Raw genomic sequence first — 25,878 nt, 5'->3', positions numbered from 1 at the left:
AGCACCGAATTCCCGCTGCGCGGCATGGTGCTCTGCGCCGACTGCGGCAGCCCGCTGACCGCCGCCTGGTCGCGCAGCAAGACCGGCGCGCGCCATCCCTACTACTTCTGCGTCAAGCGCGGCTGCGCCTCGAAGCGCAAATCCATCCGGCGCGCCGAGATCGAGGACGCCTTCGAGGACATGCTGCGCGCAATGCGCCCGACCGAGACGCTCTTCGACCTGGTCCGTACCATGTTCCGCGATGCCTGGGAGGCACGCGGCGCGCAGATGGCAACCCTCGCCCGCGCGCTCAAGCAGGAGGCTGCCGCGATCGACCGCAAGGTCGCCAACCTCCTCGACCGGATCGTTGCGACGGAGTCGCCACACGTGATCGCCGCCTACGAGGCGCAGATCGAGAAGCTGGAGCGGGAGCGGATCCTGTTGACCGAGCGGCTGGGCAAAACCGGCAAGCCGCGGGAGAGCTTCGAGAAGATGTTCGAACTCGCGCTCGACTTCCTGTCAAACCCTTGGAAAATCTGGGAAACAGGCCGGTTGGAGATGCGCCGGACGGTGCTTCGGCTGGCCTTTCGGGACCGGCTCAGCTACTGCCGGAATGAGGGGTTTCGAACCCCGAAATTGTCACTACCGTTCAATCTCTTAAGAGAGATCAACATGCCAAATTGCAGATTGGTGGACCCGAGGGGATTCGAACCCCTGACCTCTGCAGTGCGATTGCAGCGCTCTCCCAACTGAGCTACGGGCCCGGTGGGGGTCCGATACGCGCCTCCTCGGCCCCTGTCAAGCCGCCGCGCTTGCCCGTTCCCGATCGGGTCGCTAGGTGTGTGGCGCAGCCCGCAAGCCTCAGGACCCAGCCCATGCAATCCTTCCTCGCGATCTTCAACCTCGCCCTCGATCTGGTCTTCTGGATCATCATCATCCAGGCGATCCTGAGCTGGCTCGTCGCCTTCGACGTGGTCAATCTCCGCCAGCGCTTCGTCTACCAGGTCTGGGGCAGCCTCAACCGCCTGACCGAGCCGCTCTACCGCCCGATCCGCAACATCCTGCCGGACATGGGCGGCATCGACCTTTCGCCGCTGGTGGTGATCTTCGGGCTCTATGCCCTGCGGATCGTCGTCAACAACAACCTCGCGCCGCTGGCCTATGGCTGAGCTGCCCTGGCGCGCCGGGCCGGAGGGGATGCGGCTGACCGTCCGCCTCACCCCGCGGGCCGGGCGCGACGGGATCGACGGGCTGGCCGAGATCGACGGTCGGCCGGTGCTGCGCCTGCGGGTGGCGAGCCCGCCGGTGGACGGCGCCGCCAACGCCGCGCTGGTGAAGCTCGTGGCCAAGACGCTGGGCGTGCCGCGCTCGGCGGTGCGGATCGCCTCGGGCGAGACGGCGCGGATCAAGACGCTGGAGATCGCCGGCGACGGCGCGGCGCTGGCCGCCCGCTGCGCCGCCCTCACGGAGGGCTTCTAGGCGCCCGCGATTGGGTGTATGGTGCAGCACGCGGGATATGGCGGTCTCCCGCGGACAGGCTCAGGCCCAAGTATCGCAGGATGCTGCATGGGAGCCTGCCATGGACCACGCCCTTCCCTCCGCAACCCCGGCCGAGGCGCTTGCCGCGCAGGCCGGTGGCGCGGTGCTCGTCGATCTCCGCAAGCCGGTGGCGCGCATCGCCAGTGGCCAGACGATTCGCGGCGCGGTCACGCGCGATCCCTTCGCCTTCGGCCATGACGATCCGCTGACCGCGAGCGCCGCGCCGGTGATCCTGTTCTGCGTCCATGGCCACGAGGTCAGCCAGTATGGCTGTGCGCTGCTGCTGCTGCACGGGCGGCAGGCGCGCTATGTGACGGGCGGGTTCGCCGCGCTGGTCGAGGCCGGCGCGCCGCTGGTACCGCTCGCGGCCGAGGAGCACGCGCGATGAAACATGCCGATCCCGCCCCGCGCCTCGCCGAGGCGCTGCCGATCTACGTGAAGATCGGGCTGCTGTCCTTCGGCGGCCCGGCCGGGCAGATCGCGTTGATGCAGGGCGAGCTGGTCGAGCGCCGCGGCTGGGTTCCGGCGGCGAGCTTCGACCGCGGGCTGGCATTCTCGATGATGCTGCCGGGACCGGAGGCGCAGCAGCTCGCGACCTGGCTCGGCTGGCGGCTGCACGGGCTGAAGGGGGGCATCGCGGCCGGGCTCGCCTTCATCCTGCCGGGCATGGCGCTGATGATCGGGCTGGCCTGGGTGGCGGCGGCGCATGGCGCGGTGCCCTGGGTGGCGGCGATCTTCGCCGGCATCCAGCCGGTGGTGATCGCGGTGGTGCTGCAGGCGATGCGCAAGCTCTCCGGCCGTGCGCTGGGCTCGCCCTGGCACTGGGCGCTGGCGGTTGCGGCCTTTGCGGCGATCTGGGGGCTGGGCGCACCCTTCCCGCTGATCGTGGCGCTGGCGGCGCTGGCCGGGCTCGCCCTGCCCCACGGCGCGGCGGAGGCCCCGGCGCCGGACGCCCCGCGCGGGCTCTGGCGGCATTTCCTCGCGACGCTGCTGGGGTTTGCCCTGCTGATCCTCGGTGTCTTCGGGGCGAGCCTCGCGCTGTTCGGGACGGAGCCGGTGCTCGACGTTGCCGAGCTCTTCCTCACTGCGGCCTTCGTCACCTTCGGCGGCGCCTATGCGGTGCTGCCCTTCGTCGCCGACCAGGCGGTGGAGAGCTATGGCTGGCTGACCCCGGCGGAGATGCTGAACGGGCTCGCCATCGCCGAGGCGACACCCGGGCCGCTGATTCTCGTCAACACCTATGCCGGCTTCTTCGCCGGCTGGACCGGGACAGAGAGCGCCGGGCTCGGCGTCGCCGCCGCCCTGCTCGCGACCTTCTACACCTTCGCGCCGAGCTTCATGCTGATCCTCGCCTTCGCCCCGGCGGTGGAGCGGCTGCACCGGATCGGCTGGGCGCGGCGGGCGCTGGCCGGGGTCTCGGCGGCGGTGGTCGGGGTGATCGCCAATCTCGCGGTCTATCTCGGCGAGGCGGCCTTCCTGCCGGCCGGACCGGCGGCGCCGGACTGGGCGAAGATCGTGCTCTTCGCGGTGGCGCTGCCGCTGGTGTTCTGGTGGCGCATCGGCGTGCTCTGGCTGGTGGCGGGGGGCTGCCTCGCCGGGCTCGGGCTGCATGCCGCCGGGCTGCTCTGAGGGCTCAGAGCTCGGCCTCTCCCGCGGCGGTTGCGATGCTGGCGGCGAGGCGGGTGGCGCCTGGACCGGGGCGGAATTCGACCGGCGCCGCCCCGGTCACCGGCCCGAAGGCGGCCCCGGCCGCCTCGGCACCGGCGCCCGCGATCTCCAGCCGCCGCAGCCGAAGCCCCTGATCGCCCAGCCGTTTCGCCGGATGCAGCCCGCTCTTCCAGCGGATCGCCAGCGGCCAGGCACCGCCGAGCGGCAGCGCGGCCGCGGTGGTCAGCGCCACCTCCCAGGTCAGATCGTCGCGCGCGAAGGGCAGCCGCTCCAGCGCGAGGCCTGCGGGCGGCGCGAGCCCGTCGAGGGCTTCCAGCGCCACCGCCCAGGTCGCGAGCACCGGGCCCCCGGCGAGCCGCGCCTGCATCGCCGGATCATCGAGCCCGAACCAGCGCGGCCGGGGAGGGGTCCGGCCCTCGGGATCCACCGCGATCACCTCGAGATAGGCATTCCCGAGCCCCCAGAGCGCGTTCCTCGTGCCCATCTCGGCATGGCGGCCGAAGGCGCCCGGCGGCGTGCCGAGCCGTGCCTCCGCCCAGGCGACGCCGCCTGCCAGATCGGCGGCGCAGACCACCAGGTGATCGAGCTGCATCAGTCTTCCTCCCGCCGCGCGCGCCGCGCCTCGAACCAGCTCCGGGCGCCGGCAAGCCCGGCCCGCCCGTGCTGCAGGGCCTTGCGGGCCGCGCGCAGCGCGCCGGCGGAGTGCCGCGGCGCGTGCTTCAATTCGGTGCCGAGCGCCTGTGCCCCGCGGCCGAGCATCGGCAGCGCCGAGGACATCGCCGCCCCCGCCTGCCGGCGCAGATGCCGCGGCAGCTCCGCGGCGGCCGCCTTCAGCCCGTCGGTGCTGGCGAGCTTTGGCAGCACCTGCATCAGCCGGTCCGGCGCCGCCCGGCGCACCGAAAGGCTCTGCGCATCCACCACCGATCCCGGCCCGACCAGCACATAGACCGGCACGCCGGGGCGGAGCCATTCGCGCACCGCGCGCACCCGCGTCACCTCGGTTGCCAGCGGATCGGAGAGCTCCTGACCGTCGGCCAGCGGCGCATCGCCGTCGAGCGCGGCCCAGGCGGCGCCGTGCAGCTTGTCGAATGCCTGGCGCGGGGTCACCGGAAGCGGCGCCAGCACGATCTCCCGCCCGATGAAGGGCGCGAGCCCGCGGGTCATCGCGCCGTGACATTCCGGCAGGCCCGGATTCTCCGGGGCGAAGACATGGATGGCCACCCAGGCCTCGAGCGGGCTGACCCCGGTGAAGGCGGTGCGGGCCGCCTGCCTCGCGCCATCGGGCGACAGCAGCACCCCGGAGCCGCCATAGCGCACCGCCGCCACCGGCCCGATCCCGGCCAGCGTGCCGGCGACCAGCGTCACCACGGTGGCATAGGCCTTGGCCCAGAGCGGCCCGCTGCCGAGGCCGGTGCAGGAAATCCGCAGATGCGTGCGGTGCAGCGCCAGCGCCGGCTCGGGATCCCAGCTCGAGGCCGCCCGCAGCCCCGGATCGAGCGGCGCCGGGGCGAGCTTCGTGCGGTGGACCTCGAAGGGCACCCGGGCGCCCTCGATCTCGAGCGCTGCCGCAGGCTGGCCTTCGGGGCCCGCGATGCGGGAAACCCCGAGCGTGCCGATGCCCGGATACTGATCGGCGAGCAGGCCCGCGACCCGGTCGAGGTCGAGCCGCCACGGCTTGTCGAGTAGCACCTCGGCGCTGTAGCCCGATTCCACGCCCGCCTCCCCGAAATCGCGTCACCGGGAGACTAGCGCGGCCGGCGCGGCGGGAACAGCCTCGAGGACGGCCCGGGCGGGCACGGTGCGCGAAGAAGACGGCGCCGCGCGAGGGGGCGGCGCCGGGTCGCGTCCGGCCGGGGTGGCGTGGCTTGCCGCCCCCGCGCAGGCGGGGGCGCGTCGCTCAGGCCTGGGCCTGCGCCTGCTGGCCCTTGAACAGCGGCACCACCTTCTTGCGATGGGCGACGAAGAAGTGGAGATCCGCCAGATCGCCCTCCTCGAGCAGGCAGATGCCGTTGATCGTGGCTGCCGCGCGGGCCGCGGTGGTGACGCCCGCGGTGGTCACGATGCCGGCGGCGTCGAGGCCGAAACGGTCGCGCGCCTCGATCACCGTGGTCAGCACGTCCTCGTCGAGCGGCTCGCCGGTCTGGCGGCAGCGCAGGCCGACGATCAGGTCGCCGCGCTCGGCGAAGATGTCGATGGCGTCGCTGCCGGGCGAATCGGTGGTCTGGGTCACCCAGCCATGCTCGTCGAGCACGGCGGCGCAATCGCGCGCGAAACCGTGGGTCCGGCGCGAGAGCAGGCGGCGCTTGAGCCCGTCGGACATCCGGGGGCCGCCGGAGGATGCGGCGGGGGCGGGGGCCTCGCGGCTCATCGCCGGGTCGAGCAGCTCATGCGGCATCGGCGGCATGTAGGCCGGCGAGCTCGGCCGGCTGGGCTGGTAGCCGAGCGAGACCTGCCGCGCGCCGATCTCCTCGGGCGAGGGCGGCGCGAGCAGCACCGGCGCCGGGCGCGGCGGCAGCGCGGCGCGCTCGCGGGTCTGGCGCTGCGAATCGCTGATCAGGAACTCCACCTCGGCGGTCACCGTGGCGATCGCCTCGTGGCGGCTCAGCGTGCGCGCCATGAAGGAGGAGGACATCAGGAACCGGTCGGCCTCGTAGGCCCAGCTGCCATATTCCGGTGCCCCGAACTCGTCGCGCGCCACCGAGCGGGCGAAGGCGTTGAGCAGCGAGGCCTCGTTCTGCACCACCAGGGATTTCAGCTGGCGCAGATCGGCGACGCGGTCGATCAGCATGGCGCCGGGGCTCTGCGCGCGGCTCTCGGCCAGCGGGTCGCGCAGGTCCTCGAAGCCGCGGAGCGCCTCGCGGGCCTTGCGGCGCTGCTCCTTGGCGCGCAGCTTGGCAGCGAGGCCGGGATCGGTGTCGGCAGGCAGGCCGGACATGCTGTCGGCCGGACGTTCCGGTGTCGCGCTGCGGGCGCGCTCGACCCGCCGCTCCAGTGTGCGCTTGCCGCGCCGGTCGCTCAGCCAGATCCAGTATCCGGCGGCGGAGATCACGAGCACGACAAGGCCCTGCACCGGCGGAATCGTGGTCCCGCCGTTGGCATACATCAGAATCAGCAGGCCCGGGGTCGGGGCGACGAACAGGGAAACGGCCAGATTGAACAGGAATGTCAGAGCTTTCATAGGACAACTCACCTTCACGACACGAAAACCACACCACTCTTTGATTTATGATATGCCACGGTCTGAAGGGTCAATGGAAACTGCCGGAATCCTTCGAAAACACACTTCATATGCCTCCGAAACGCAACAAAGATAGCAATCTGGCACAAACCATCTCGGTTTGCGGGGCGATGTGCAGGATGCAATTGGGGGGCGATTCGGTCATGGAGCGGCTGCCTTCGGAGCGTAACCACGGATGACCGGCGGCGAGCTTTCTGTCTATTTGTCGTCCGCCCTCGGGTTCGGCGGGCTGGCGGCCGGGGCGCTGCTGGCGGCAGTCCGGGTCGCCGGCAGGCGGATCGGGCTCCGGGGGGCGCTGCTCGCCGCGGCGGCGGCGGCGATGCTGGCACTGGCGCTGCATCCGCTGCCCGATCCGGCAGGGCTCGATTGCAGCACTGGCGGCGTGCCGTGGCGGCTGGCGCCCTTCGCCTTCCTCGACCGGGCGACCGAGCTCGCCGCCGAGGGGGCGCCGCTCCGGGCCTGGGCGGGCGATCTCACGGTGAGCTCTGCGGCGGCGAATCTCGCGATCTTCGCGGTGCTCGGCTGGCTGGCCGCCGGTCTCCCCGCTGTCCGGGCCTGCGGCCGCGGCCGGGCGCTCGTCGCCGTGACGGCGGCCGGTGCCCTCTACAGCCTGGGCCTGGAGACCGCGCAGGCGACCGGGCTGTTCGGGCTCTATCCCTGTCCCTACCGGGCCTTCGACCTGGACGACCTGATCCTCAACACCGCCGGCGCGGCACTCGGCGCAGCGCTGGCAATCGCCGTCAGAGGATCCCGTCGAGCGCCTCGGTGAGATCGAGCCCGCGATCAGTGGCATCGGCGATCAGGATCACCCGGCGCCCGAGAATCGCGGAATGCACGGCGCGTGGCCGGCCGTCTTGCTCCACCCCCTGCGCGCCGAAGGCGATCGAGCGCAGCAGGCCCGCATCCGAGGTCTGGTCGCATTCCTCGGTGATCAGGATCAGGCTGGCATAGGGGTGGAACGGGTGCCCGGTGCGGCGATACCACTCCACCGCGACGAAATGGTGGCCGCGATGGTCGAACCGCGCCTCGGCCATCGAATAGGTGGTGTTGAGCACCCCGCCGGTCTCGCCGTCGTTCCATTCGAGATCCGAGAGTTTCATCGCACCATCTCCGCGCCAGCCAGGCCCCGGCGATCCCTATCAGCCGGAAACATAGACAAGATACCCCCCATAGATCCCATAAATCGCGAGCAGGGCAACGGGGAGCACCCGGCGGGCCGGTGCCGAGCGGGCCAGCGCGAGGAGCACGAGGGTGGCGACGACGAGCAGCGCGGTGTCGATCGCGAGATGCCGCGAATAGACGATCTCGGTGACCAGCGCGGTGACGCCGAGAATGCCGAGCAGGTTGAAGATCTGGCTGCCGGCGATGTTGCCGAAGACGATGTTGGGCCGGCCCTTGCGCGCCGCCGAGATGCAGGAGAACACCTCCGGCAGCGAGCCGCCGGCGGCGATCACGGTCGCGCCGATCACCGCCTCGGGGATGCCGAGATAGGTCGAGATCGCGACCGCGCTGCCCACCGCCATGTCGGCGAGAAAGGCCATCGCAACGCAGCCGCCGACCAGCAAGGCGAGGCTCGCGGCGAGGCTCTTCTCGGGCCCGGAGAAGCCCGGATCGGCCTCCGCCCCGGCGCTGCCGCCGCCATTGAGGCTCTGCCAGACATAGACGACGAAGAGGATCGTCAGCCCAATGCCGGCGACGCGCGGGATCACCGCATGATCGCCGCTGCCAGTCATCACCGTGACCGCGAGCAGCGCCAGCGACGCGGCGAGGCCGATCACCAGCGCCCGGGTATACTCCCCGCCGATCGGCCCATAGGCGACGAACAGCCCGGCCAGCCCGATCCCGAGGCAGACGTTCACGATGTTGGAGCCGACGAGGTTGGAGATCACGATGTCTCCCTGCCCCTCGAGCCCGGCGGCGATGTTGATCGCGAGCTCCGGCGCCGAGGTGCCGACCGCGACGATCACGCTGCCGACCACGAACTCCGGCAGGTTGAGCCTTCCGGCGATGGCGATCGCGCCGGTCAGGAAGAAATCCGAGGCCATGATGAGCAACGCGAGGGATGCGGGCAACGCGACGATGCTGAACCAGAGATCGGCGGTCACGCGGCCCTCCTGCACGGCTGAACGGCCCGGCGGTGCTCGAATGGCCCGGGCGCGATGGGTGCTTAGAAAGGTGCTCGGGCGCTGACTGTCAAGGCGTGGCTCCGTGCCGCCGGGCCGCGGGGCAGTTTTCCGTTGCACCCGCACAGCGGGAGCGCTAGGCCGCAGGCAACCGAGAAACGCCGCCCCTGCGGCCCCTGCGCGGCGCATCGCCCGCGGCGCGCCCGCCGATCCGAGGAGAGACCGCCGATGCGGCGCCCCCTGCTCGTCCGCCTGCGCAACATGGCACATCGCGTCGTCGTGCATGCCGTGCGGCTCTGGTACACGAAGCTCTGGGGCATGCAGATCGGCCGCGGCAGCCGGATCTCGCTCAGCGCCAAGCTCGACCGCACCAACCCGCGCGGCGTGGTGATCGGCGAGCACACGGCGCTGACCTTCGGCGCGGTGGTGCTGACGCATGACTTCGTCAACCGCGAGCACAAGACGACGCGGATCGGCAGCTATTGCTTCATCGGCACCGGTGCGGTGATCTTTCCGGGGGTGACGGTGGGCGATCATTGCATCATCGGCGTCAACTCGGTGGTCATGCGCGATGTGCCATCCAATTCCCTGGTGATGGGCAACCCGGCGCGGGTGATCGAGCGCGGCATCGAGACGCTGGCCTTCGGGATGCGGCCGCGCCCGGGCGAGCGGCTGCCCGACGGGCGGATCTTCGGCGAAGGCGAGCCGCCGGCAGAGCCCCCGGGACCGGGCTGAGGCGAAAGGAAGAGGAGCGGGACGATGCGGGAGAAGATCCGGACGGTGTTCGAGGAGCTCTGGGCCGAGCAGGAGGAGGGACCGGCGCCGGCGCTGGCCGACGACACGGTGCTGCTCGAGACCGGGCTCGACAGCCTCGGTTTCGCGATCTTCGTGGCGCGGCTCGACGAGGAACTGGGCTTCGACCCCTTCTCCGCCGCGGAGGAGGCCTATTATCCGCAGACCTTCGGCGAGTTCGTCGCCTTCTACGAGAAGCACGCAGGCCGGAGCGCAGCGGCGGAATGACCGCGGCGGGCGCTGTGCGGCTCGGCCCGGCGCTGGCGGCGCGCGGCGATGCGGTGCTGCTGCTGCCGGGGCGGGACGTCGCCGGCGCGGCGCTGGCGGCGCGGGTTCCCGGCGCCGCGCTGGCCCCGGCGCTCGGCGCCGGCGCGGCGCTCTGCCTCGACGACCCGGCGGAGCTGATCGGCGCGCTGGCGGCGCTCGACGGGCGGGCGGCACGGCTGCTGCTGCTGGCGCCGGGGCTGCCGGCGGCGCCGGTTTCCGAGCTGATGGCGGCGGCGGGTCTCTCCGCGCTGGTCAGCCGGCGGGAGGATCTGCCCGGCGCCATCGCCCCGGAGGCAGCCTTCGCCGAGGGCAGCGCCCCGGCGCCGCAGGAGACCGACTGGGTGCTCACCACCTCCGGCACCACCGGCACGCCCAAGATGGTGCGGCACCGGCTCGCCGGGCTCGCGCGCACGGTGAAGCCCGCGCCGGAGGGCGCCGCCCCGGTCTGGGGGCTGGTCTACGAGCCCACGCGCTTTGCCGGCATGCAGGTGGTGCTGCAGGCGCTGCTCGGCGGCGGGCGGCTCGCGGCGGCGCCGGAGGGCACCCCGATCTCCGACCGGCTCGCGCATTTCGCGGCCAGCGGCGTCACCCATCTGTCGGCCACGCCCACCCTCTGGCGGCGCATCCTGATGGATCCTGCCGCCGCCGGCCTCGCACCCGGCCAGATCACCCTCGGCGGCGAGATCGCCGACGATGCGGTTCTGGGCGCCCTCGCCCGGCGCTTCCCGGAGGCGCGGATCCGGCACATCTACGCCTCCACCGAGGCGGGGGTGGGCTTTTCCGTGCGTGACGGGCGGGCGGGCTTTCCCGAGAGCTACCTCGCCGGGGCGCCGGGCGGCGCCGCGCTGAAGATCCGCGGGGAGCGGCTCTGGCTGCGGCCGCCGGGCATGCCGCCGGAGCCGATCGGCCCGGGGCCGGCGCGGGACCCGGACGGCTTCATCGACAGCGGCGACCGGGTCGCCGTGGAGGATGGCCGGGTGCGCTTCCTCGGCCGGCAGTCGAGCGCGGTGAACATCGGCGGCGCCAAGATCCAGCCCGAGGAGATCGAGCGGCTCGTCAACGCGCATCCCGAGGTGGCGCTGGCCCGCGTCGCGGTGCGGCCGAGCCCGATCACCGGCGCGCTGCTCACCCTTTCGGTGGTGCCGGTGGCGGCGCCCGAGGACCCGGCGGCGCTGCGCCGCAGCCTCGCCGCCTATTGCCGCGAGCACCTGCCGCGGGAGGCCCGGCCCGCGAAGATCACCATCGCCGGGCCGGAGGCGCTGGACGAGGGCATCACCGCGGCGGGAAAGATCGTCCGCGCACCGGCCGGAGGGGAAGCATGACCGCGACAGAGACCGACACCGCCCGCCGCCAGGTCTGGGTCACCGGGGTCTCGCGGGGGCTGGGGCTGGCCATCGCCGCGCGGCTCCTCGACGAGGGCCATGCGGTGCTCGGCCTCGGCCGCCGCCCCGGCGGGTTCGCCGCGTTGGCCGAGGCCATGCCGGAGCGCGCCGCCTTCGCCGAGATGGATCTCTCCGCGCCGGGCGCGATCGGCACCATCGCGCGGGATCTCCTGCGCATCCACGGCACCCCCTGGGGGCTGGTCAACAACGCTGCCGTGGGGCTCGACGGGGTGCTGGCGACGCAGCACCAGTCCGACATCGAGCGGCTGATCGCCACCAACCTGACCGGCCCGATCACGCTGACCAAGTTCGTCTGCCGGGCGATGCTGGCGCGCTCCGAGGGGCGCATCGTCAACATCTCCTCGATCATCGCCAGCACCGGGTTCCACGGGCTCAGCGTCTATGCCGCCTCCAAGGCCGGGCTCGAGGGCTTCACCCGCAGCCTCGCCCGCGAGCTCGGCAAGCGGGGGGTGACGGCGAACTGCGTCGCGCCGGGCTACATGGAGACCGAGATGACCGCAGGGCTCGCGGGCGGGCGGCTCGAGCAGATCCGCCGGCGCGCGCCGCTCGGCCTCGCGGCGCCGGAGGATGCGGCCGCGGCGGTGGCCTATCTCATCGGCCCTGGCGGCGCGAAGGTGACCGGCACGGTGCTGACGGTGGATGGCGGCAGCACAGCCTGAGGGCGCCGGCCGGGACCGCGTGCCATGGCGGCGCCCTTCGCTCCGGAACGCAGCATGTCCGCCGGCCCGGAACCCCCGTGGCCGCGAAAGGGCGCGAGATCCGGGTGCCCTGCCAAAATCGGAGCCATGCCGGGGCGGCGCCGGTTCCAGAGGCCGGGATGCGGGGCGTTCAGCGCTCCCCGGCCGGGGGGTAGCCGCGGATCCACTCTGCCTGCCGGCGCCAGAGCGCGGCCCAGGGCTCGGCCGCCTCGCGGTGGCGTTGGCGCCCGGTGAGCCGCGCCGCCAGCCCGTAGCCGAGCGCCCTGAGCCCGACCCCGAGCCTGTAGAGGTTGCGCCCCGCCCAGGCCGCAGGGGGGCTCCAGTGCTTGGCGATCAGCGTTGCCTTGCCGGAGAGCAGGCGCAGCGCCTTCTCGGTACGCACCCGCTCGGAGGCGCCGCCGTGGTGGACGATCATCGCCTCCGGCGTGCAGCGCGGCCGGGCGCCGAGGGCGCGGGCGCGGTGGCAGAGATCGGCCTCCTCGGCATACATGAAGTAATCCGGGTCGAAGCCGCCGAGACGCTCCCAGAACGCCCGCTCGATCAGCAGGAAGCAGCCGGAGACGATATCGACCCCGCGCTCGGTGTCGCGCCCCCAGCCGCCGATCCCCTCCGGATTGGTCAGCTCGGAGCGCGGGAACAGGACGGAGAGCCCGGTGGCGAAGGCGGTGAGCGACCAGAGCGAGAGGCGGCCCCAGGCGGAGCTCGGATTGGGGGAACCGTCGGCGAAGATCGTCCGCCCGCCCCAGATCATGGCCTCCGGACGGCGCCGGGCGAAGGCCACCAGCCGCTCGATGGCGCGGTCGCGGACCACGGTATCCGGGTTCAGCAGCAGCAGGTAGCGCCCCCGCGCCGCCTCCGCCGCCCGGTTGTTGCCGCGCCCGAAGCCGATGTTCTCGGCGAGCCGGATCAGGGGAATGTCCGGATGCGCGGCTGCGATGGCATCGGCCGAGCCGTCGGCGGACGCGTTGTCGAGCACGATCAGCTCGTGCGGCAGCTCCGGTGTCTCGGCGATCACCGAGGCGAGGCAAGCCAGCGTCATTTCGCGGGTGTTGTAGCTCACCACGAGGATGGAGACCTCCGGGGCGGGCGGTGGCGGGGGCGGGGCCTCGCCGGCGCCCTCGGCGGCCGGGTCACGGGTGGCCATGGCGCATCTCCCTCAGCGGTTCCAGGTGGCGGCGCCGCGGCGGGCATCGCCGGCCACCAGCAGCGCCAGCATCCGCCGCGCGCGATAGGCCCGGATGCGCGCGAGGGCATAGATGGCCAGCGCCCGCTCGCGCGGGCCGGCGACCCGGTCCTCGCGCAGGATCCGGGGCAGTTCCGCCGGCGGCGAGAGCGCCAGCGCGGCCGCCTTGGCAGCCCAGCGCAACCGGGCACCGGCGCCGCGCGGCAGCTCGGCGAAATCATGCGCCATCTGCCGGTCGATCTTGGCGAAATACTCCGTGAAACTCCGCCGCGCCGGGTGATACACCACCATCTCCGGCACATAGCCGAGGCCGAGCCCCAGCGCGCCGGCACGGCGGCCCCAGTCGCGGTCCTCTGCGACGCCGATGCCGGCGAAGGGGCCGACGCGGGCAAAGCTCTCTGCCCGCATCGCGAGATTGCCGGTGCCGGTGAAGCCCTGCCGCGCGATGTAGTGCTCCATGCGGTAGGCATAGATGCTCTCATAGGCCTCCAGCGCGGAGGTGCGCGGCGCCTCGCGGGGAATGCGGACATCGCCGCCGAGCACCTCCGGCCGGCCGGGCGCCTCGGGGCCGAGCCGCGACCAGATCGCCGCGAGCCAGCCCGGGGCGGCGCGGCAGTCGGCGTCGATGAAGCCGAGCACCGGGGCGCGGGCCGCCGCGGCGCCGCGGTTGCGCGCCGGGCCGGGGCCGGGCTCGGGCTCCGCCAGGAGGCGCGCGAAGGGATGCGCCGCGACCTCGGTCTCGGGCAGCACGGCGGAGCCGTTGTCCACCACGATCGCCTCGAAGGGCGGTGCGTCCGCCTGCGCCGCCAGCGCCGCGAGCCCGCGGGCGAGCTCCGCCGGCTGGTTGAGATGCGGGATCACGACGGAGATCTGCGGGGCAGGGGCGGTGTCGGGGGCGATCGCGGGCTCCATGGGTTCGGCCGGCCTCCGCAGAGGCTAGAAGCTGAGGCGTTTGAAAACGGTTTCCGGCAGCGCGCAGATCACCCCCATCACCAGGCGCCATTTCCACGGCATGTAGACCGCGCGGCCCCTGTCGGCGGCGCGTTTCACGTGGCGCGCGAGCCCGGCCGCGCTGTCGGTAAGCGGCGCGGGAAGGTCCATGCCCTCGGTCATCCGGGTCGCGACGAAGCCCGGCTTGACGGTGAGCACCTGCACGCCCTCGCGCCACCAGCGCTGGCGGAGCCCGGAAAGCACCGCGGTGAGGCCGGCCTTCGCGGCGCCGTACCAGTGGTTCTTGGCGCGGCCGCGCTCGCCCGCCACCGAGGACAGGCCGATGATCGTGCCGCCCCCTGCGGCGGCAAGCCGCCGGGCGGCCTCCTCGAGCGCCGCGGCGGGGCCGATGAGATTGGCGGCGACGACATGCGCGGCCTCCTGCGGATCGGCCTCGGCGCGGGCCTGCTCGCCGAGATAGCCGACCGCCTGGATCACCACCCGGGGCGTTGCCGGCAATGCCTCGAAGAAGGCGGCTATCGCACCGAGATCCAGCGCGTCATAGGCATGCGCCGTGGCGGTCACCCCGTGGCGCAGCGCGAGATCGGCGCAGTCCGCCGCCAGCGTTGCCGGATCGCGCGCCGCCAGCATCAGCGGATGGCCGGCGGCGGCATACTCATGGGCCAGCGCCCGGGCAATGTCTGAGCGCGCGCCGAGGATCAGCACCGGGCTGTCGGCGGGGGGAAGCGGCATTGTCACAATCCGAGCCTTTCCGATTGGGCAGAGGCGAAGCGTCCCGCAAGCCCGCGCTCCTGCCGCAGCGCGCGGAAGGCGGCGGCGCGCGGCTCGGTCGCCTCGAAGCGGGAGCGGGTGAGGCGGGCATCCTTGGCGAGATAGAAGCGCCCCCCGGCCGCGGCGGCGATGGCCTCGAGCCGGTCGGCCAGCTCGTGGCCGCGCCAGCCGGCGGGGATGTCGAGCGCCAGCGTCCAGCCGGCACGGGGGAAGGAGAACGGGCTCGCCTGCGGCCCGAAGCGCTTGAGCACGCCGAGAAACCCGAGCCCGGCGGCGGCGCTCGCATCGAGCATCTCGGCCAGCGCGTCGCGGGCCGGCGCGGCGGGCAGCACGGATTGCACCTGCAGGAAGCCGCGGCGGCCATAGAGCCGGTTCCAGCCATGCAGCGCGTCGAGCGGGTAGAAGTAGCGCTCCCAGTCGGTCAGCCGCGGCCCGGCGGCGGCGCGGCGCTGCCCGGCCGCCCAGTAGAGCGCGTTGAAGGCGCCCATGGTGAGCCCGTTGAGCAGCCATGAGGGCGCGTCCATCGGCACCGTGAGGCTCCTGCGCGGCGGCGTTGCGTAGGGGTCGCGGCCCTCGAGCTCCGCGGCCGTCGCATGGGCGCCGAGATGCAGCAGCATCCGCCCCCGTTCTGGCCCGCGCGCCAGCGTGTCGATCCAGGCCACCGAATAGGGCGGCGCATCCGCACGGGCTTCGGCGGCATCGAAGGCAGCCATGCCGGCATCGAGGCTGCCGGCGGCCACCGTTTCCTCGCGGATCCATCCGCTCTCCACCGGCTGCAGGCGGAGCGCGGCGCGCAGGATGACCCCGGTGAGCCCCATGCCGCCGCAGGTGGCGGCGAAGAGCGCCGGGTCGGTCTCGGGGCTCACCCGGCGGATCTCCCCGTCTGCCCCCATCAGATCGATCCAGCCGAGATGCGCGCCGAAGCTGCCGGCGACATGGTGGTTCTTGCCGTGCACATCGGCGGCGATCAGCCCGCCGAGCGTGGCGTATTGCGTGCCGGGCGTCACGGCGGGAAACCAGCCCCGCGGCAGCATCGCGCGGATCAGGTCGCCGAGCACCACGCCGGCCTCGGCGGTGAGCGTTCCGGAAGCGGGGTCGAAGCCGAGCAGCCGGTCGAACCGGTGCATCGAGAGCGCGAGCCCCCCCTCGGCGGCGAGTGCCGCATCGCCATAGGCCCGCCCCGCCCCGCGGGCGATCGCCGGGCGCCCGGCGCGCAGCAGGGCGGCCAGCTCCGCCGCGTCGCGCGGCGCGGCGAGGGCTCCGCGGCGGCGCGGCACCCGGCCCCAGCCCGCGAGCTCCGCCGACGCGAGCGGCGGGCACCGGCCGGCGGCAGGCGGGGGGGCGAGATCGCGCGCGCTGTCCATGTCCATTGCCGGGCGCCTCAGACCGGCCCCGCGGCGAGCCCGATGGAGGCCAGCAGACAGGCGCAGAACAGGCTCGTCCCGTCGCGGATGGCGAAGACCAGCGGGTCGTCATGCATCTCGCCGCGCTGACCGATCAGCACGATCCGCACCAGCCAGTAGAGCAGCACCGGGCAGGCCGCCCAGAGCATCATCGGACGGCGATAGAGCGCCTGCACATCGGGGCTGGCGATGTAGAGCGCCAGCACCAGCACCGCGGCATGCGCCGCGGCCACGGCGACCATGGTGGCGACCGGCAGATCCTCCGACCGCCAGGCCCGCCCGGCCACCGCCTCGAGCCCCCGGCGCGCGGCATCGGCCAGCTCGGCCTGGCGCTTCACCGCCGCGAGCGCGAGGAACAGGAACCCCGAGAAGCCGATCATCCAGGGCGAGATCGCGATCGCCGCGGCGGCGCCGCCGGCCAGGATGCGCAGCGTGAAGAGCCCGGCCAGCGTCACGATGTCGATCATCAGCCGGCGCTTGAGCACCAGCGAATAGGCCAGCGTCAGCCCGCCATAGGCCAGCAGGCACAGCCCGAAGGCGAGCGGCAGGAAGAGCGCGATGCCCCAGGCCACCAGCCCCAGGCCGAGCGCCAGCGCCGCCCCCGGCGCGAGCCCCGCCGCGCCGCTGGCGAAGGGCCGCCGGCGCTTGCGCGGATGCGCCCGGTCTGCCGCCAGGTCGAGCAGGTCGTTGACCAGGTAGACGCTGGAGGCTGCGAGGCAGAAGGCGACGAAGGCCATCAGCACCGGGCCGAGCACCGCGCCGTCGAGCCGGTGCGCCATGATCGCTGGCAGCAGCAGCAACAGGTTCTTCAGCCACTGATGCGGCCGCATGGCGCGGATATAGGGCAGCGCCCGGGCTGCGGCGCCCGGCGCCGGGGCGAGGTGGCGCGCCTCGGGCGAAAGCGCCTCGGCGGCGCGCCGGAGCCCCGCGCCGGCCCCGGCGGTGATCGGGGTGTGCGCCGCCTGCCAGACCGCCAGATCGGCCCGCGCATCGCCGATATAGTCGAACCCGCCGGCGCCGAAGCGCTCAACCAGGAAGTCGCGCTTGCGCGGACCCTTGAGATTGTGCCCGGGCGTCGTGCCATGGGCCTCGTCGAACAGCCCGAGATGCGCCGCCACCGCCGCGACCAGACCGGCATCGGCGGCCGAGACCAGCACCACCCGCCGCCCTGCGGCGCGGGCGCGCTCGGCCTCCGCCAGCACCGCCGGCTCATAGGGCAGCGTGGCGACATCCGGCGCCGCCAGCGCCGCCAGCCGCGCCTTGAGCCCGGCCCGCCCGCCGCCACCGAGCAGCGCGCCGAGCGCCGCCAGCGGCGCCGCGCTCATGGCCGCGGCGAAGCACTCCACCAGCATGTCGCTGCGGATCAGCGTCCCGTCGAGATCGATCGCGAGCACGCGGCCCGGGGCGGCCCTGCCCGCAGGCGGCGCCGTCTCGCCGGCTGGGTCGTCCCCCGCCGCCGCCGGTAATGCCCTGGAGCCCGTCTCTGTCATGCCACCGGATCGCCCAGCCTCGCCGCGCCGCGCCCGCCGGTGCCTCGCCGGATCGCGAGGCGCGGCCGGACCGGTCCGCAGCCGTCTAGCATGCCCGCCCGCCCATGCAAACGCCGGAGCGCCGTCCCGCGGCGGAACGGTCGTCCCGCGGCGCGGCAACCGCCTGTCTCGTCAAACCGGAAGGCCGCCGCTATAGTCTCGGCCAGGGGTCAGACGACGCGAGGCGGGGCCGCAGCCCGGCCGGATGACGGCGAAGCGCGAGGTTCGATGGCGATCACCGAGACCGACACGCCGGGGCGGCCCGGCGCGCTGCGCCGCGGGCGCCGGAAGGACACGGGCGAAACCGGGACGGGGCGCATCGGCGCCCGCGCCGACCGGGTCGAGGTGCCGGTCCTCGCCTGCCTGTTCATGGCGCTGATGGCGGTGCCGGCCTCGGCCTTCTTCTCGCTCGGCGGGCTCGCCCTCAGCCCGCTGCGGATCTTCCTGATCCTCGTGACGGTGCCGGCGATCCTCGGCTTCCTTTCCGCCCACCGGCTGCGCAACTGGGACTATCTCTTCTTCGGCGCGGTGTGCTGGTACTGCTTCTGCAACATCCTCTCGCGCGGGCTCGGTCAGGGGGTCGAGTTTTCCGGCATCTACTTCGTGCAGAGCATCGGCACCTACTGCCTCGTGCAGATCTCGATCAGGCGGGTCGAGCAGATCGACATCGTGTTCCGGGTCGGCTTCCTGATCGTGCTCTTCCTGCTGCCCTTCGCGGCCTATGAAAGCTATACCGGGCACCGCGTCCTCACCGAGTTCTTCACCGCGATCTTCGGCTTCGAGCCGCGGATGCAGGACGACCGCCGCTTGGGCCTGCTGCGCGCCGCCGCCTCCTTCGCGCATCCGATCCTGTTCGGCGTGTTCTGCGCGACGATCTTCTCCTTCGTCTGGTATTCCGCGTCGAGCATGCCGGTGCGGCTGGCCAAGGCGCTGATCGTCGGGCTGGCCACCTTCTTCTCGGTCTCGTCGGGCTCCTATCTCACGCTCGTGCTGCAGATCCTGCTGATCGTCGGCGAGAGCCAGAGCCGCTGGGTTCCGAACCGTGCCAAGCTGCTCTTCTGGGCGCTGCTGACGGCCTATGTCTTCCTCGAGTTCGCCGCCAACAGCGGGCCCTTCGGCGTGCTCGCCAACTACCTCACGCTCAATCCCGGCACCGCGCATTACCGGATCGCGACCTGGAACCACGGGATCGACGACGTGATGCGCCACCCGATCTTCGGCTTCGAGGCGTCCAACTGGACCCGGCCGCACTGGATGGCGCCCTCGGTCGACAACCAGTGGCTGGTGATGATGATGCGCGGCGGCCTGCCCACTGCGGGCCTGCTGATCCTCTCGCTGATCCTGATGCTGCGGACGCTGATGCTCGAGCCGGACGCGCGGGTGTCGCCGGCCTTCGCGCGGCTGCGGCGGGCCGCGCTCTATGCCATCGTGGCGCTCTGCTTCGCCGGCGCGACCGTGGCCTTCTTCGACAAGCTGGAGCCGCTCTTCGCCTTCTTCATCGGCATCGCGGCGGTGCTGGCGCGGATGGACCCGGCGACCGGCCGGATGCCCGAGGCGCCCACGCGGCGCGAGCGCCGTGCCGGTGCGCGGCCCGCGAAGGCGCCCCGGCCGCTGCGGCGCGCCGGGCTCAGGGTCGGCGCGGCGGGGACCGGCCCGCAGGACGCCGGCACGGGCGATGGCGCGGATGCCGACGAGACGGACGCGGCGGAGGCCGGTGCCGAGGCGCCGCCGAAGCCGAAGTTCCGCAATCTCGCGCGCGAGGGGCTGCCGCCATCCGCGCCCGGCGGCCCCGACCTCTCCGCCGGCGATCAGCCTTCGGGCAGGCGCGGCGGCCCGGCCTCCGGCGCAAGGCGCCCCATCAGGCCGCGATAGCGCGCGGAGAGGCCCTCCTCCGGCGTCTCCGGCGCCAGCAGCGGCCCGACATGCCGGAGCCCCGCCGCCGCGCCGCGCGCCCGTGCCCGGCTCCAGTCGTCGCGCGCCATCAGCCGGTAGGCCGCAGCCCGCCCCGCGAGATAGAGCCTGAGGCGCCAGGCCTCCCGCCCGGGGCGCGGGAACAGTGCCGGGTTCGCCCGCACGTGCCGCATCGCCACATAGGCGCGGTTGAGCACCGACCAGAGACCCACGGGAAAGCCGTCGCCGCGGCGCCCGGGGAAGCGGTGGTGGTAGATCAGCGCCCGTTCGGCGCCGAGCACCGGCCCGTGCGCCATCGCGGCGAAGCTGGCCTCGATGTCCTCGAACCAGGCATAGCGGGTGAGCGTCTCGTCGAAACCGTCGGGGACGGCCCCGCCGCGGGCCAGCGCGGCACGGCGGAACGACATGCGGAACCCGGTCATGTAGGGCACCGCCACCGTGCCGCGCTCGCCGAGCCAGCCGGGCGGTGGGTGCTGCCCGCCGAGCCGCCGCCCGATGGCAAGGAAGGGGTTCGCCCCCGCGGCCGCCTCGGTGACGCGCTGGCGCAGGCGCTGCGCAGTGCGGCGCAGCCTGCCCGGTGGTGGCGCGACATAGGCCGCGCCGAGATCCACCCCCGGCGGCGGCACGCGGGCCTCGGCGGCGCAGACCGCGGCGATGCCCGGGTCACGGGCATAGACCGCCAGGATCTCCGCCATGGCATCCGGATAGAGCAGCGAATCGTCGTCCGGGAACAGCACGACCTCCGCCGCGCCGCCCGCTGCCTCGAGCGCCTCGAGCCCGCGATTGCGCTGCGCCGAGGAGGAGGCCGCGGCACGCAGCAGCATGACCTCCGGTCCGGGTCCGGCATTGGCACCGGCGACCAGCGCCGCCACCGGCGCGGGGTCGTCCGATGCGTCCACGATCACCACCCGCTTCGGCGGCACCGTCTGCCCGCGCAGGAGCGGCAGCGAGAGCGCCACCGCCTCCGGCCGGTTGCGCGTGGCCATCACCGCGTCATAGGCCGGCAGCGCGCCGCCCGGCGCAGCGACCGGCCCCGCAACGGGGTCCGGGTCGACTGCCTCGCGTGCGCCTGCACCGGGCGCCCCTGCGTCTCGCTCCTCGGCCATGTCGCGCCTCGCCCTGCCGTTCCGGCTCCGGGGCTGGCTAGCGCAGCCCGTGGCCGCGTGCAACGCCGGAGCCCCCGTCGGAGCCTTTCGCATCTGCGGCACATCCTCTAGAGAGGCCGGACAGGTTCTCCGGAGACTGCCGCCTTGCCCGACGCCCATCCCTCCGACGCTGCAGCGCCCGCTGCCATCGCGCCCGCCGCCGGGGCTGCCGACGGGCCGGACCTCGCGATCCTGCTGCCGGATTTCGCCGGCGGCGGCGCCGAGCGCGCGGCGATCACCCTGGCCCGCAACTTCGCCGCCGAGGGACGGCGGGTGGAGCTCGTGGTGTTCTCCCGGCGCGGGCCGCTGGTGGGGGACGTGCCGGAGGATGTCGTCATCGTCGAGCTCGGCTGCACCCGCGCCCGCTCGGCCCCGCGCGCCATCGCCGGCTATGTCGACCGCGCCCGGCCGCGGGTGCTGCTGGCCCTGATGATCCACACCTGCGTCGCCGCCTCCATCGGGCTGCGCCTGGCGCGCCACCGGCCGCGGTTCGTCTGGTCGGCGCGCAACCTGCCGCAGGAGGTGATCGCCGAGATGGGGCCGCTGCGCGGGGCGATCTTCCGGCGCCTGCTGCGCGGCTTCGCCGGCATGCCCGACCGGGTCGTGACGGTCTCCGAGGGGGTGGGGGCGGCGCTGGCCGAGCTGGTGCCGGCGCTGGCGCCGAAGATCGTGCCGATCTTCAACCCGGTCATCGATCCGGCCAAGGTGCTGCCGCGCCGACCGCGCGCGCCGGGCACACCGCCCATGGTGCTGGCGGTGGGGCGGCTGGCGCCGCAGAAGAACTACCCGCTGCTGCTCGAGGCCTTCGCGCTGCTGCGCCGGGAGATGCCGGCGAAACTGGTGATCCTCGGCGAGGGCCCGGACCGCGCGGCGCTCGAGGCGCAGGCGGCAGGGCTCGGCATCGCCGGGGATCTCTCGATGCCCGGCTTCGTGCCGGATACGGCGGAGTGGATGGCCCGCGCCGATGTGCTGGCGATGAGCTCGCGCTTCGAGGGGCTGGCCAACGTGGTGCCGGAGGCGATGGCGGTGGGGCTGCCGATCGTCAGCACCGACTGGCCGCCCTCGGCGCGGGAGGTGCTGGAGGACGGTCGCTGGGGCCGCATCGTGCCGCTCGACGATGCCCCGGCGCTGGCCGCGGCGCTGGCCGAGACGCTGCGCGATGGCGGGCCGGATGCGCGCCGGCGGGCGGAGGATTTCACCGTCGACCGCGCCTGCGATGCCTATGCCGAGGTGCTGTTCGGAGCGGCGCCGGCCGCGCCCGCCGCCCCGGCGCTCGCCCGCCGGCGCGAGGACAGCCCCGACGCGGCGATCCTGATCCCCGACTTTGCTGGCGGCGGCGCCGAGCGCGCGGCGCTCAACCTTGCCGCCGCCTGGCAGGCGGAGGGCCGGCGGATCGAACTCGTGGTGTTCTCCGACACCGGCGCGCTGCGGCAGCGCCGGCCCGAGGGCGTGCCGCTGGTCGATCTCGGCTGCGGACGGGCCCGCGCGGCGCCGCGGCCGATCGCGCGCTATCTCGACCGGGCGCGGCCGAAGGCGCTGCTCTCGCTGATGCTGCACACGAACCTTGCCGCGGCGCTCGGCGTCATGCTGGCACGGCACCGGCCGCGGCTGGTCTGGTCGGCGCAGAACCTGCCGCAGCCGGTGATCGCGGCGATGGGGCCGGTGGCGGCACCGATCTTTCGCCAGATGCTGCGCGCCACGGCGCATCTGCCCGCGCATGTGGCGACGGTCTCGCACGGCGTCGGCACCGAGCTCGGCACGGTGATCCCGAAGCTCCGGCCGAAGATCGTGCCGATATACAACCCGGTGGTGGATTTCGCGAAGTTCCCGCCGCGGCCTGCCCGCGTGCCGGGTGCGCCGCCGATGATCCTCGCGGTCGGCCGCCTCGCGCGGCAGAAGAACTACCCGCTGATGCTCGAGGCCTTCGCGGCCCTGCGCCGGGAGATCCCGGCGGCGGAGCTGACCATCCTCGGCGAGGGGCCGGAGCGGGCGGCGCTCGAGGCGCAGGCAGCGCGCCTCGGCATCGCCGGGCATCTGCACATGCCGGGCTTCGTCGATGACCCGGCGAGCTGGATGCTGCGCGCCGATGCCTTCGCCATGAGCTCGCATTTCGAGGGGTTGGCCAACGTGCTGCCGGAGGCGATGGCGGCGGGCCTGCCGATCGTCAGCACCGACTGGCCGCCCTCGGCGCGCGAGGTGCTGGAGGATGGCCGCTGGGGCCGCATCGTGCCGCTCGACGACGCGCCGGCGCTCGCCGCGGCCCTGATCGAGACGCTGCGCGGTGGCGGGCCGGATGCGCGCGCCCGCGCGAGGGATTTCACTGTCGAGCGCGCTGCGGCAGAGTATGGCGCGCTGCTGTTCGGCCCCGGCCGCTGACGCCGCGGGCCGCGGCTTCCGCTGCAGCCACCGCCACCGGCACGAGGAGGCACCGATGAGACCCGCCAGCGCAGCCGTCATCGCCCGGACTTTCGCGCTCGCCCTGATGCTCGCCGCCCCGGCGGGCGCGGTTCCGGCAACGCAAGACTTCCTTGACCGTGAGGGTAAACCCCAAGCTCACGGGCCCGGGTTAGTTGTGGCGTCAACCACAGCTCCCACGGGAACCGACACCATGACCGATACGGCCATCGAGACTGTCACCGTCGCCAGCAGCGCCGAGCTTCGTGCCGCGCTGCAGACCGCCGCCGCCGGCCCGATGCGCATTCTCGTCGCGCCCGGCGAATACGATCTGATGCTGCGCGCCCGCCATGGCGACACCTTCGCGATCTACGACCACCCGGTCGAGATCGCCTCGGCGGACCCGGCGGACCCGGCTGAGTTCACCTGGCTCGAACTCGACGGCGTGGCCAACATCACGCTCGACGGCCTTCTCTTCGACTTCGATGTCGAGGACCGGGGCGAGGAGTGGAAGCCCTTCACCATCGGCGAGGGCGCGCAGGGCATCACCATCCGCAACTCGGTGTTCGACGGCGACATGCGCCCCGGCGACAGCATCCCCGAGGGCGGCGGCTTCCCGATGGGCTACGGCCTCGTGGTGCGCGATGCCGGCGGGATCACGCTCGAGGACAACCTGTTCCGGCAGTTCTTCCGCGGCATCATGGTCCAGGACGTCGCCGACATCGCGATCCGCGGCAATGAGATCACCGAGATGCGCTCGGACGGCATCGTGGTGCCGCAGGCCACCGACATCCTGATCGAGGACAACTATTTCCACGATTTCATGCAGGCCACCGAGACCGGCGACCATGTCGACTTCATCCAGTTCTGGACCGCGACGCAGACCCGGCCCTCCGAGAACATCACGATCCGCGGCAACCTGTTCGACAGCGGCAACACCGCAGACGGCGTGCAGTCGATCTTCATGCGCAACGAGATGGTCGATACCGGCACCCTGCCCTTCGAGCAGATGGCCTATCGCAACGTCCTGATCGAGGAGAACGTGGTCCGCAGCGGCCACACCCACGGCATCACCGTGGGCGAGGCAATGGGGGTCACGGTGCGCAACAACACCCTGCTGCACAACGCCACCGGCTCCTATGGCCCGCCCTCGATCAATGTCGAGAAACCCTCGCTGGACGTGGTGATCGTCAACAACATCGCCAGCAACATCCGCATCGGCGAGGGCGACGAATGGTATGTCGACAACAACCTGATCGTGCAGGACGTCTCGCCCAACCACCAGAACTTCTACGACGAGCTCTTCGTCAACGCACGCGCGGCGCATTATTCCGATCTGGCGGACTGGCAGGCGCTGCCCGGCGGGGTGATCGAGAGCATGGGGGTCGGCGCCAGCCGCACGCGGTTCGAGGCGACCCCCGAGAGCCTGACCGCGCTCGCCATGGTGCGCGAGGTGCCCGGCCGGCACGGCAGCTTCACCTTCGACGGCGGGCTCACCGCCGATGCGGAAGGGCTGGTGGATGCCGCCGAGGCCGAGTTCCTCTGGGATTTCGGCGACGGCAGCAAGGCCAGCGGCATCGCGGCGACGCATGTCTATGCCGAGCCCGGCGGCTATATCGTGCGCCTCGAGGTGCACCATGCCGATGGCAGCATGGATGTCGGCACCAGCTTCGTCGAGGTGCCGGAGACCAGCCTCCTGCATCTCGAGATCGGCGCCGAGGGGCCGGTGGACCGCTCGCCCTTCGCCGAGACGCTCGAGCTCTCCGGGGCGGAGACCCTCACCGAGGGGCGCGATGGCGGCCTTGCGGTGGTGCTCGGCGACGCGGTCTCGCCGCATATCGCCCGGGGCGCGACGCCGCAGCTTCTCGACCAGCTCCAGGGCACGATGATGTTCGGCCTGCGTGCCGCCACCGGCACCCCGGCCGATGCCGGCGTCTTCTTCCGGATGCATGGCGACCGCTTCTTCACCATCGAGGGGGATGGCGAGGTCTCGGTGAGCTTCTCGACTACCCAGGGCAGCCATGCGCTGCGGAGTGTCGGCGCCAACCTGCTCGACGGCAACTGGCACGACCTCGCGGTGGTGTTCGACGCCTTCGCCGGCCGGCTCGAGATATTCGTCGACGGCGTCTCGGTGGGCGTGGGGAGCTTTGCCGGCGCGACGCCGCCGGCCTCGTATTACGACCTGCAGCTCGGCGCGGCGGCCAGCACGGCGCAGTTCGACGGCGCGCTCGACTATCTCGAGATCTCCGCGATCCCGCTGGATGCCGATGCGATCGGCCAGCGCCAGGGCGGGCTCGCGGCGCCGGGGCCGACGGAGACCGGCAGCGCCGGCGCGCCTGGCCCCGATGGCGCCCCGGACGCGGACGCCGATGCCGGCAACGATTCGGGCAACGATACGGGCAGCGACAGCGGCGGCCTCGACGGCGGCACCGGTTTCGCCGGCGAGGTGCCGCCCCTGCCCGCCGCCGAGACCGAGCTCGCCTCGGTGGTCGACCGGCTCTACCTCACCGCCTTCGGGCGGGCTGCGGATGCGGCCGGGGCCGCCTTCTGGGAGGCGGCGCTGTCCGCGGGCCATGTCGCGCCGGACGGGCTCGCCGACCGCTTCGCCGACAGCATCGAGTTCCTCGAGCGGCATGGCGAGGCGTCGGCGGAGGCGCTGGCCGACGCCCTCCTCGCCGCCGCCCCCTGGCCGGAGGACAGCGCGGCTGCGGCGGAGGCCGCCCTCGATGCGCTGGCCGGGGCCGGCGCCGATGCCGGCGATCTGCTCGACTTCGCCGCCTTCGGGCCCGAGGGGCTGGCCGGCGCCTGGCATCCCGAGCTGCTCGCCTGAGGGGGATGGCGCGCCGGGCCCTGCCGGTCTAGACGGACGGCCATGACCGTGATC

Annotated in this window: 23 protein-coding genes, 1 tRNA gene and 1 pseudogene; 13 read left to right on the top strand and 12 right to left on the bottom strand. The window is 73.1% G+C overall.

Features of this window, described 5'->3' with window-relative positions; all coding sequences use genetic code 11:
* Nucleotides 1-24: 24 nt before the first annotated feature.
* Nucleotides 25-177: pseudogene (locus tag QSJ97_RS25030) on the top strand (recombinase zinc ribbon domain-containing protein); the annotation flags it as partial.
* Between the two features lie 490 nt (nucleotides 178-667).
* Here the strand turns inward: QSJ97_RS25030 and QSJ97_RS17890 are convergent.
* A tRNA-Ala gene (locus QSJ97_RS17890) sits at nucleotides 668-743 on the bottom strand.
* Nucleotides 744-854: 111 nt separating this feature from the next.
* Here QSJ97_RS17890 and QSJ97_RS17885 point away from each other — a divergent pair.
* From QSJ97_RS17885 to chrA, 4 genes are all read left to right on the top strand, one after another.
* A complete protein-coding gene (locus QSJ97_RS17885) occupies nucleotides 855-1,148 on the top strand; it encodes a YggT family protein (protein ID WP_285673414.1) in 294 nt (97 codons plus the stop codon).
* 28 nt (nucleotides 1,149-1,176) lie between these two features.
* Nucleotides 1,177-1,458: a DUF167 domain-containing protein gene (locus tag QSJ97_RS17880; RefSeq protein ID WP_285673413.1), complete on the top strand. Its 282-nt coding sequence runs from the start codon at nucleotides 1,177-1,179 to the stop codon at nucleotides 1,456-1,458.
* 100 nt (nucleotides 1,459-1,558) lie between these two features.
* Nucleotides 1,559-1,906 (top strand): rhodanese-like domain-containing protein, encoded by a 348-nt coding sequence (locus QSJ97_RS17875; RefSeq protein WP_285673412.1) that lies wholly within the window; start codon nucleotides 1,559-1,561, stop codon nucleotides 1,904-1,906.
* On the top strand, nucleotides 1,903-3,147 hold the full coding sequence (gene chrA / locus QSJ97_RS17870) for a chromate efflux transporter (protein ID WP_285673411.1): 1,245 nt from the start codon (nucleotides 1,903-1,905) through the stop codon (nucleotides 3,145-3,147). Before QSJ97_RS17875 ends, chrA begins: the two co-directional genes overlap by 4 nt.
* Before the next feature lie 4 nt (nucleotides 3,148-3,151).
* Here the strand turns inward: chrA and QSJ97_RS17865 are convergent, their stop codons facing one another.
* The 3 genes from QSJ97_RS17865 to QSJ97_RS17855 all read right to left on the bottom strand — a co-directional run bounded on the left by QSJ97_RS17865 (nucleotide 3,152) and on the right by QSJ97_RS17855 (nucleotide 6,364).
* The gene (locus tag QSJ97_RS17865; protein WP_285673410.1) at nucleotides 3,152-3,778 is read right to left on the bottom strand and encodes a VOC family protein; all 627 of its coding nucleotides are present in this window, start codon (nucleotides 3,776-3,778) and stop codon (nucleotides 3,152-3,154) included.
* Nucleotides 3,778-4,899 carry a hypothetical protein gene (locus tag QSJ97_RS17860; RefSeq protein WP_285673409.1) on the bottom strand — a complete coding sequence of 374 codons (1,122 nt, stop codon included), beginning with the start codon at nucleotides 4,897-4,899 and terminating at the stop codon, nucleotides 3,778-3,780. Before QSJ97_RS17860 ends, QSJ97_RS17865 begins: the two co-directional genes overlap by 1 nt.
* Nucleotides 4,900-5,083: 184 nt before the next feature.
* Entirely contained in the window at nucleotides 5,084-6,364 is a 1,281-nt protein-coding gene (locus tag QSJ97_RS17855; RefSeq protein WP_285673408.1) for a restriction endonuclease, read from the bottom strand.
* A 235-nt stretch (nucleotides 6,365-6,599) separates the two neighbouring features.
* Between QSJ97_RS17855 and QSJ97_RS17850 the strand changes: the two genes are divergently transcribed.
* Nucleotides 6,600-7,193: a VanZ family protein gene (locus QSJ97_RS17850; protein ID WP_285673407.1), complete on the top strand. Its 594-nt coding sequence runs from the start codon at nucleotides 6,600-6,602 to the stop codon at nucleotides 7,191-7,193.
* Here QSJ97_RS17850 and QSJ97_RS17845 read toward each other — a convergent pair.
* The gene (locus tag QSJ97_RS17845; RefSeq protein WP_285673406.1) at nucleotides 7,165-7,524 is read right to left on the bottom strand and encodes a hypothetical protein; all 360 of its coding nucleotides are present in this window, start codon (nucleotides 7,522-7,524) and stop codon (nucleotides 7,165-7,167) included. The two genes, QSJ97_RS17850 and QSJ97_RS17845, sit on opposite strands and share 29 nt — an antisense overlap.
* 39 nt (nucleotides 7,525-7,563) lie before the next feature.
* On the bottom strand, nucleotides 7,564-8,529 hold the full coding sequence (locus QSJ97_RS17840; protein WP_285673405.1) for a sodium:calcium antiporter: 966 nt from the start codon (nucleotides 8,527-8,529) through the stop codon (nucleotides 7,564-7,566).
* 246 nt (nucleotides 8,530-8,775) lie between these two features.
* On the opposite strand from QSJ97_RS17840, the gene QSJ97_RS17835 reads away from it, so the two are divergent.
* Genes QSJ97_RS17835 through QSJ97_RS17820 form a run of 4 tightly spaced genes read left to right on the top strand, consistent with a single transcriptional unit; the run spans nucleotide 8,776 to nucleotide 11,668 of the window.
* Complete coding sequence (locus tag QSJ97_RS17835) at nucleotides 8,776-9,282, top strand: acyltransferase (RefSeq protein WP_285673404.1); 507 nt, start codon at nucleotides 8,776-8,778, stop codon at nucleotides 9,280-9,282.
* 24 nt (nucleotides 9,283-9,306) lie between these two features.
* The gene (locus QSJ97_RS17830) at nucleotides 9,307-9,567 is read left to right on the top strand and encodes an acyl carrier protein (RefSeq protein ID WP_285673402.1); all 261 of its coding nucleotides are present in this window, start codon (nucleotides 9,307-9,309) and stop codon (nucleotides 9,565-9,567) included.
* On the top strand, nucleotides 9,564-10,928 hold the full coding sequence (locus tag QSJ97_RS17825) for an AMP-binding protein (protein WP_285673401.1): 1,365 nt from the start codon (nucleotides 9,564-9,566) through the stop codon (nucleotides 10,926-10,928). The genes QSJ97_RS17830 and QSJ97_RS17825 overlap by 4 nt, the downstream gene beginning before the upstream one ends.
* Entirely contained in the window at nucleotides 10,925-11,668 is a 744-nt protein-coding gene (locus QSJ97_RS17820; protein ID WP_285673400.1) for an SDR family NAD(P)-dependent oxidoreductase, read from the top strand. Before QSJ97_RS17825 ends, QSJ97_RS17820 begins: the two co-directional genes overlap by 4 nt.
* Before the next feature lie 169 nt (nucleotides 11,669-11,837).
* On the opposite strand, the gene QSJ97_RS17815 is transcribed toward QSJ97_RS17820, so the two are convergent.
* The 5 genes from QSJ97_RS17815 to QSJ97_RS17795 are packed head-to-tail and all read right to left on the bottom strand — an operon-like array spanning nucleotide 11,838 to nucleotide 17,409.
* The gene (locus tag QSJ97_RS17815; protein WP_285673399.1) at nucleotides 11,838-12,851 is read right to left on the bottom strand and encodes a glycosyltransferase family 2 protein; all 1,014 of its coding nucleotides are present in this window, start codon (nucleotides 12,849-12,851) and stop codon (nucleotides 11,838-11,840) included.
* Between the two features lie 12 nt (nucleotides 12,852-12,863).
* Complete coding sequence (locus tag QSJ97_RS17810; protein WP_285673398.1) at nucleotides 12,864-13,802, bottom strand: glycosyltransferase family 2 protein; 939 nt, start codon at nucleotides 13,800-13,802, stop codon at nucleotides 12,864-12,866.
* Between the two features lie 24 nt (nucleotides 13,803-13,826).
* Complete coding sequence (locus QSJ97_RS17805) at nucleotides 13,827-14,573, bottom strand: SDR family oxidoreductase (protein WP_285673397.1); 747 nt, start codon at nucleotides 14,571-14,573, stop codon at nucleotides 13,827-13,829.
* Between the two features lie 2 nt (nucleotides 14,574-14,575).
* The gene (locus tag QSJ97_RS17800) at nucleotides 14,576-15,982 is read right to left on the bottom strand and encodes an FAD-binding oxidoreductase (RefSeq protein WP_285673396.1); all 1,407 of its coding nucleotides are present in this window, start codon (nucleotides 15,980-15,982) and stop codon (nucleotides 14,576-14,578) included.
* A gap of 11 nt (nucleotides 15,983-15,993) precedes the next feature.
* Entirely contained in the window at nucleotides 15,994-17,409 is a 1,416-nt protein-coding gene (locus tag QSJ97_RS17795; protein ID WP_285673395.1) for a UbiA family prenyltransferase, read from the bottom strand.
* 363 nt (nucleotides 17,410-17,772) lie between these two features.
* On the opposite strand from QSJ97_RS17795, the gene QSJ97_RS17790 reads away from it, so the two are divergent.
* On the top strand, nucleotides 17,773-19,416 hold the full coding sequence (locus QSJ97_RS17790) for an O-antigen ligase family protein (protein ID WP_285673394.1): 1,644 nt from the start codon (nucleotides 17,773-17,775) through the stop codon (nucleotides 19,414-19,416).
* Here QSJ97_RS17790 and QSJ97_RS17785 read toward each other — a convergent pair.
* Nucleotides 19,353-20,561, bottom strand: a complete 1,209-nt coding sequence (locus QSJ97_RS17785) for a glycosyltransferase family A protein (RefSeq protein WP_285673393.1) — start codon at nucleotides 20,559-20,561, stop codon at nucleotides 19,353-19,355. The genes QSJ97_RS17790 and QSJ97_RS17785 overlap by 64 nt on opposite strands.
* A 144-nt stretch (nucleotides 20,562-20,705) precedes the next feature.
* Between QSJ97_RS17785 and QSJ97_RS17780 the strand changes: the two genes are divergently transcribed.
* Together QSJ97_RS17780 and QSJ97_RS17775 are read left to right on the top strand one after the other, a co-directional pair.
* Nucleotides 20,706-22,976 (top strand): glycosyltransferase, encoded by a 2,271-nt coding sequence (locus QSJ97_RS17780; RefSeq protein WP_285673392.1) that lies wholly within the window; start codon nucleotides 20,706-20,708, stop codon nucleotides 22,974-22,976.
* 232 nt (nucleotides 22,977-23,208) lie between these two features.
* Nucleotides 23,209-25,824: a right-handed parallel beta-helix repeat-containing protein gene (locus QSJ97_RS17775; protein WP_285673391.1), complete on the top strand. Its 2,616-nt coding sequence runs from the start codon at nucleotides 23,209-23,211 to the stop codon at nucleotides 25,822-25,824.
* Nucleotides 25,825-25,878: the final 54 nt, after the last annotated feature.

The organism is Paralimibaculum aggregatum (assembly GCF_030270585.1).
Lineage (GTDB): Bacteria > Pseudomonadota > Alphaproteobacteria > Rhodobacterales > Rhodobacteraceae > Thermohalobaculum > Thermohalobaculum aggregatum.
The sequence above is the reverse complement of the archived record's forward strand: the minus strand, read 5'-3'. Positions and strand labels throughout refer to the sequence as shown.

Bases quoted from the DNA above. Each gene is read 5' to 3' on its own strand.
- QSJ97_RS17815 (WP_285673399.1), bottom strand. From the start codon at position 12,851: ATGGCCACCCGTGACCCGGCCGCCGAGGGCGCCGGCGAGGCCCCGCCC.
- QSJ97_RS17805 (WP_285673397.1), bottom strand. From the start codon at position 14,573: ATGCCGCTTCCCCCCGCCGACAGCCCGGTGCTGATCCTCGGCGCGCGC.
- QSJ97_RS17880 (WP_285673413.1), top strand. From the start codon at position 1,177: ATGCGGCTGACCGTCCGCCTCACCCCGCGGGCCGGGCGCGACGGGATC.
- QSJ97_RS17800 (WP_285673396.1), bottom strand. From the start codon at position 15,982: ATGGACATGGACAGCGCGCGCGATCTCGCCCCCCCGCCTGCCGCCGGC.
- chrA (WP_285673411.1), top strand. From the start codon at position 1,903: ATGAAACATGCCGATCCCGCCCCGCGCCTCGCCGAGGCGCTGCCGATC.
- QSJ97_RS17820 (WP_285673400.1), top strand. From the start codon at position 10,925: ATGACCGCGACAGAGACCGACACCGCCCGCCGCCAGGTCTGGGTCACC.
- QSJ97_RS17875 (WP_285673412.1), top strand. From the start codon at position 1,559: ATGGACCACGCCCTTCCCTCCGCAACCCCGGCCGAGGCGCTTGCCGCG.
- QSJ97_RS17825 (WP_285673401.1), top strand. From the start codon at position 9,564: ATGACCGCGGCGGGCGCTGTGCGGCTCGGCCCGGCGCTGGCGGCGCGC.
- QSJ97_RS17835 (WP_285673404.1), top strand. From the start codon at position 8,776: ATGCGGCGCCCCCTGCTCGTCCGCCTGCGCAACATGGCACATCGCGTC.
- QSJ97_RS17885 (WP_285673414.1), top strand. From the start codon at position 855: ATGCAATCCTTCCTCGCGATCTTCAACCTCGCCCTCGATCTGGTCTTC.
- QSJ97_RS17850 (WP_285673407.1), top strand. From the start codon at position 6,600: ATGACCGGCGGCGAGCTTTCTGTCTATTTGTCGTCCGCCCTCGGGTTC.
- QSJ97_RS17865 (WP_285673410.1), bottom strand. From the start codon at position 3,778: ATGCAGCTCGATCACCTGGTGGTCTGCGCCGCCGATCTGGCAGGCGGC.
- QSJ97_RS17830 (WP_285673402.1), top strand. From the start codon at position 9,307: ATGCGGGAGAAGATCCGGACGGTGTTCGAGGAGCTCTGGGCCGAGCAG.
- QSJ97_RS17810 (WP_285673398.1), bottom strand. From the start codon at position 13,802: ATGGAGCCCGCGATCGCCCCCGACACCGCCCCTGCCCCGCAGATCTCC.
- QSJ97_RS17790 (WP_285673394.1), top strand. From the start codon at position 17,773: ATGGCGATCACCGAGACCGACACGCCGGGGCGGCCCGGCGCGCTGCGC.
- QSJ97_RS17845 (WP_285673406.1), bottom strand. From the start codon at position 7,524: ATGAAACTCTCGGATCTCGAATGGAACGACGGCGAGACCGGCGGGGTG.
- QSJ97_RS17785 (WP_285673393.1), bottom strand. From the start codon at position 20,561: ATGGCCGAGGAGCGAGACGCAGGGGCGCCCGGTGCAGGCGCACGCGAG.
- QSJ97_RS17855 (WP_285673408.1), bottom strand. From the start codon at position 6,364: ATGAAAGCTCTGACATTCCTGTTCAATCTGGCCGTTTCCCTGTTCGTC.
- QSJ97_RS17775 (WP_285673391.1), top strand. From the start codon at position 23,209: ATGACCGATACGGCCATCGAGACTGTCACCGTCGCCAGCAGCGCCGAG.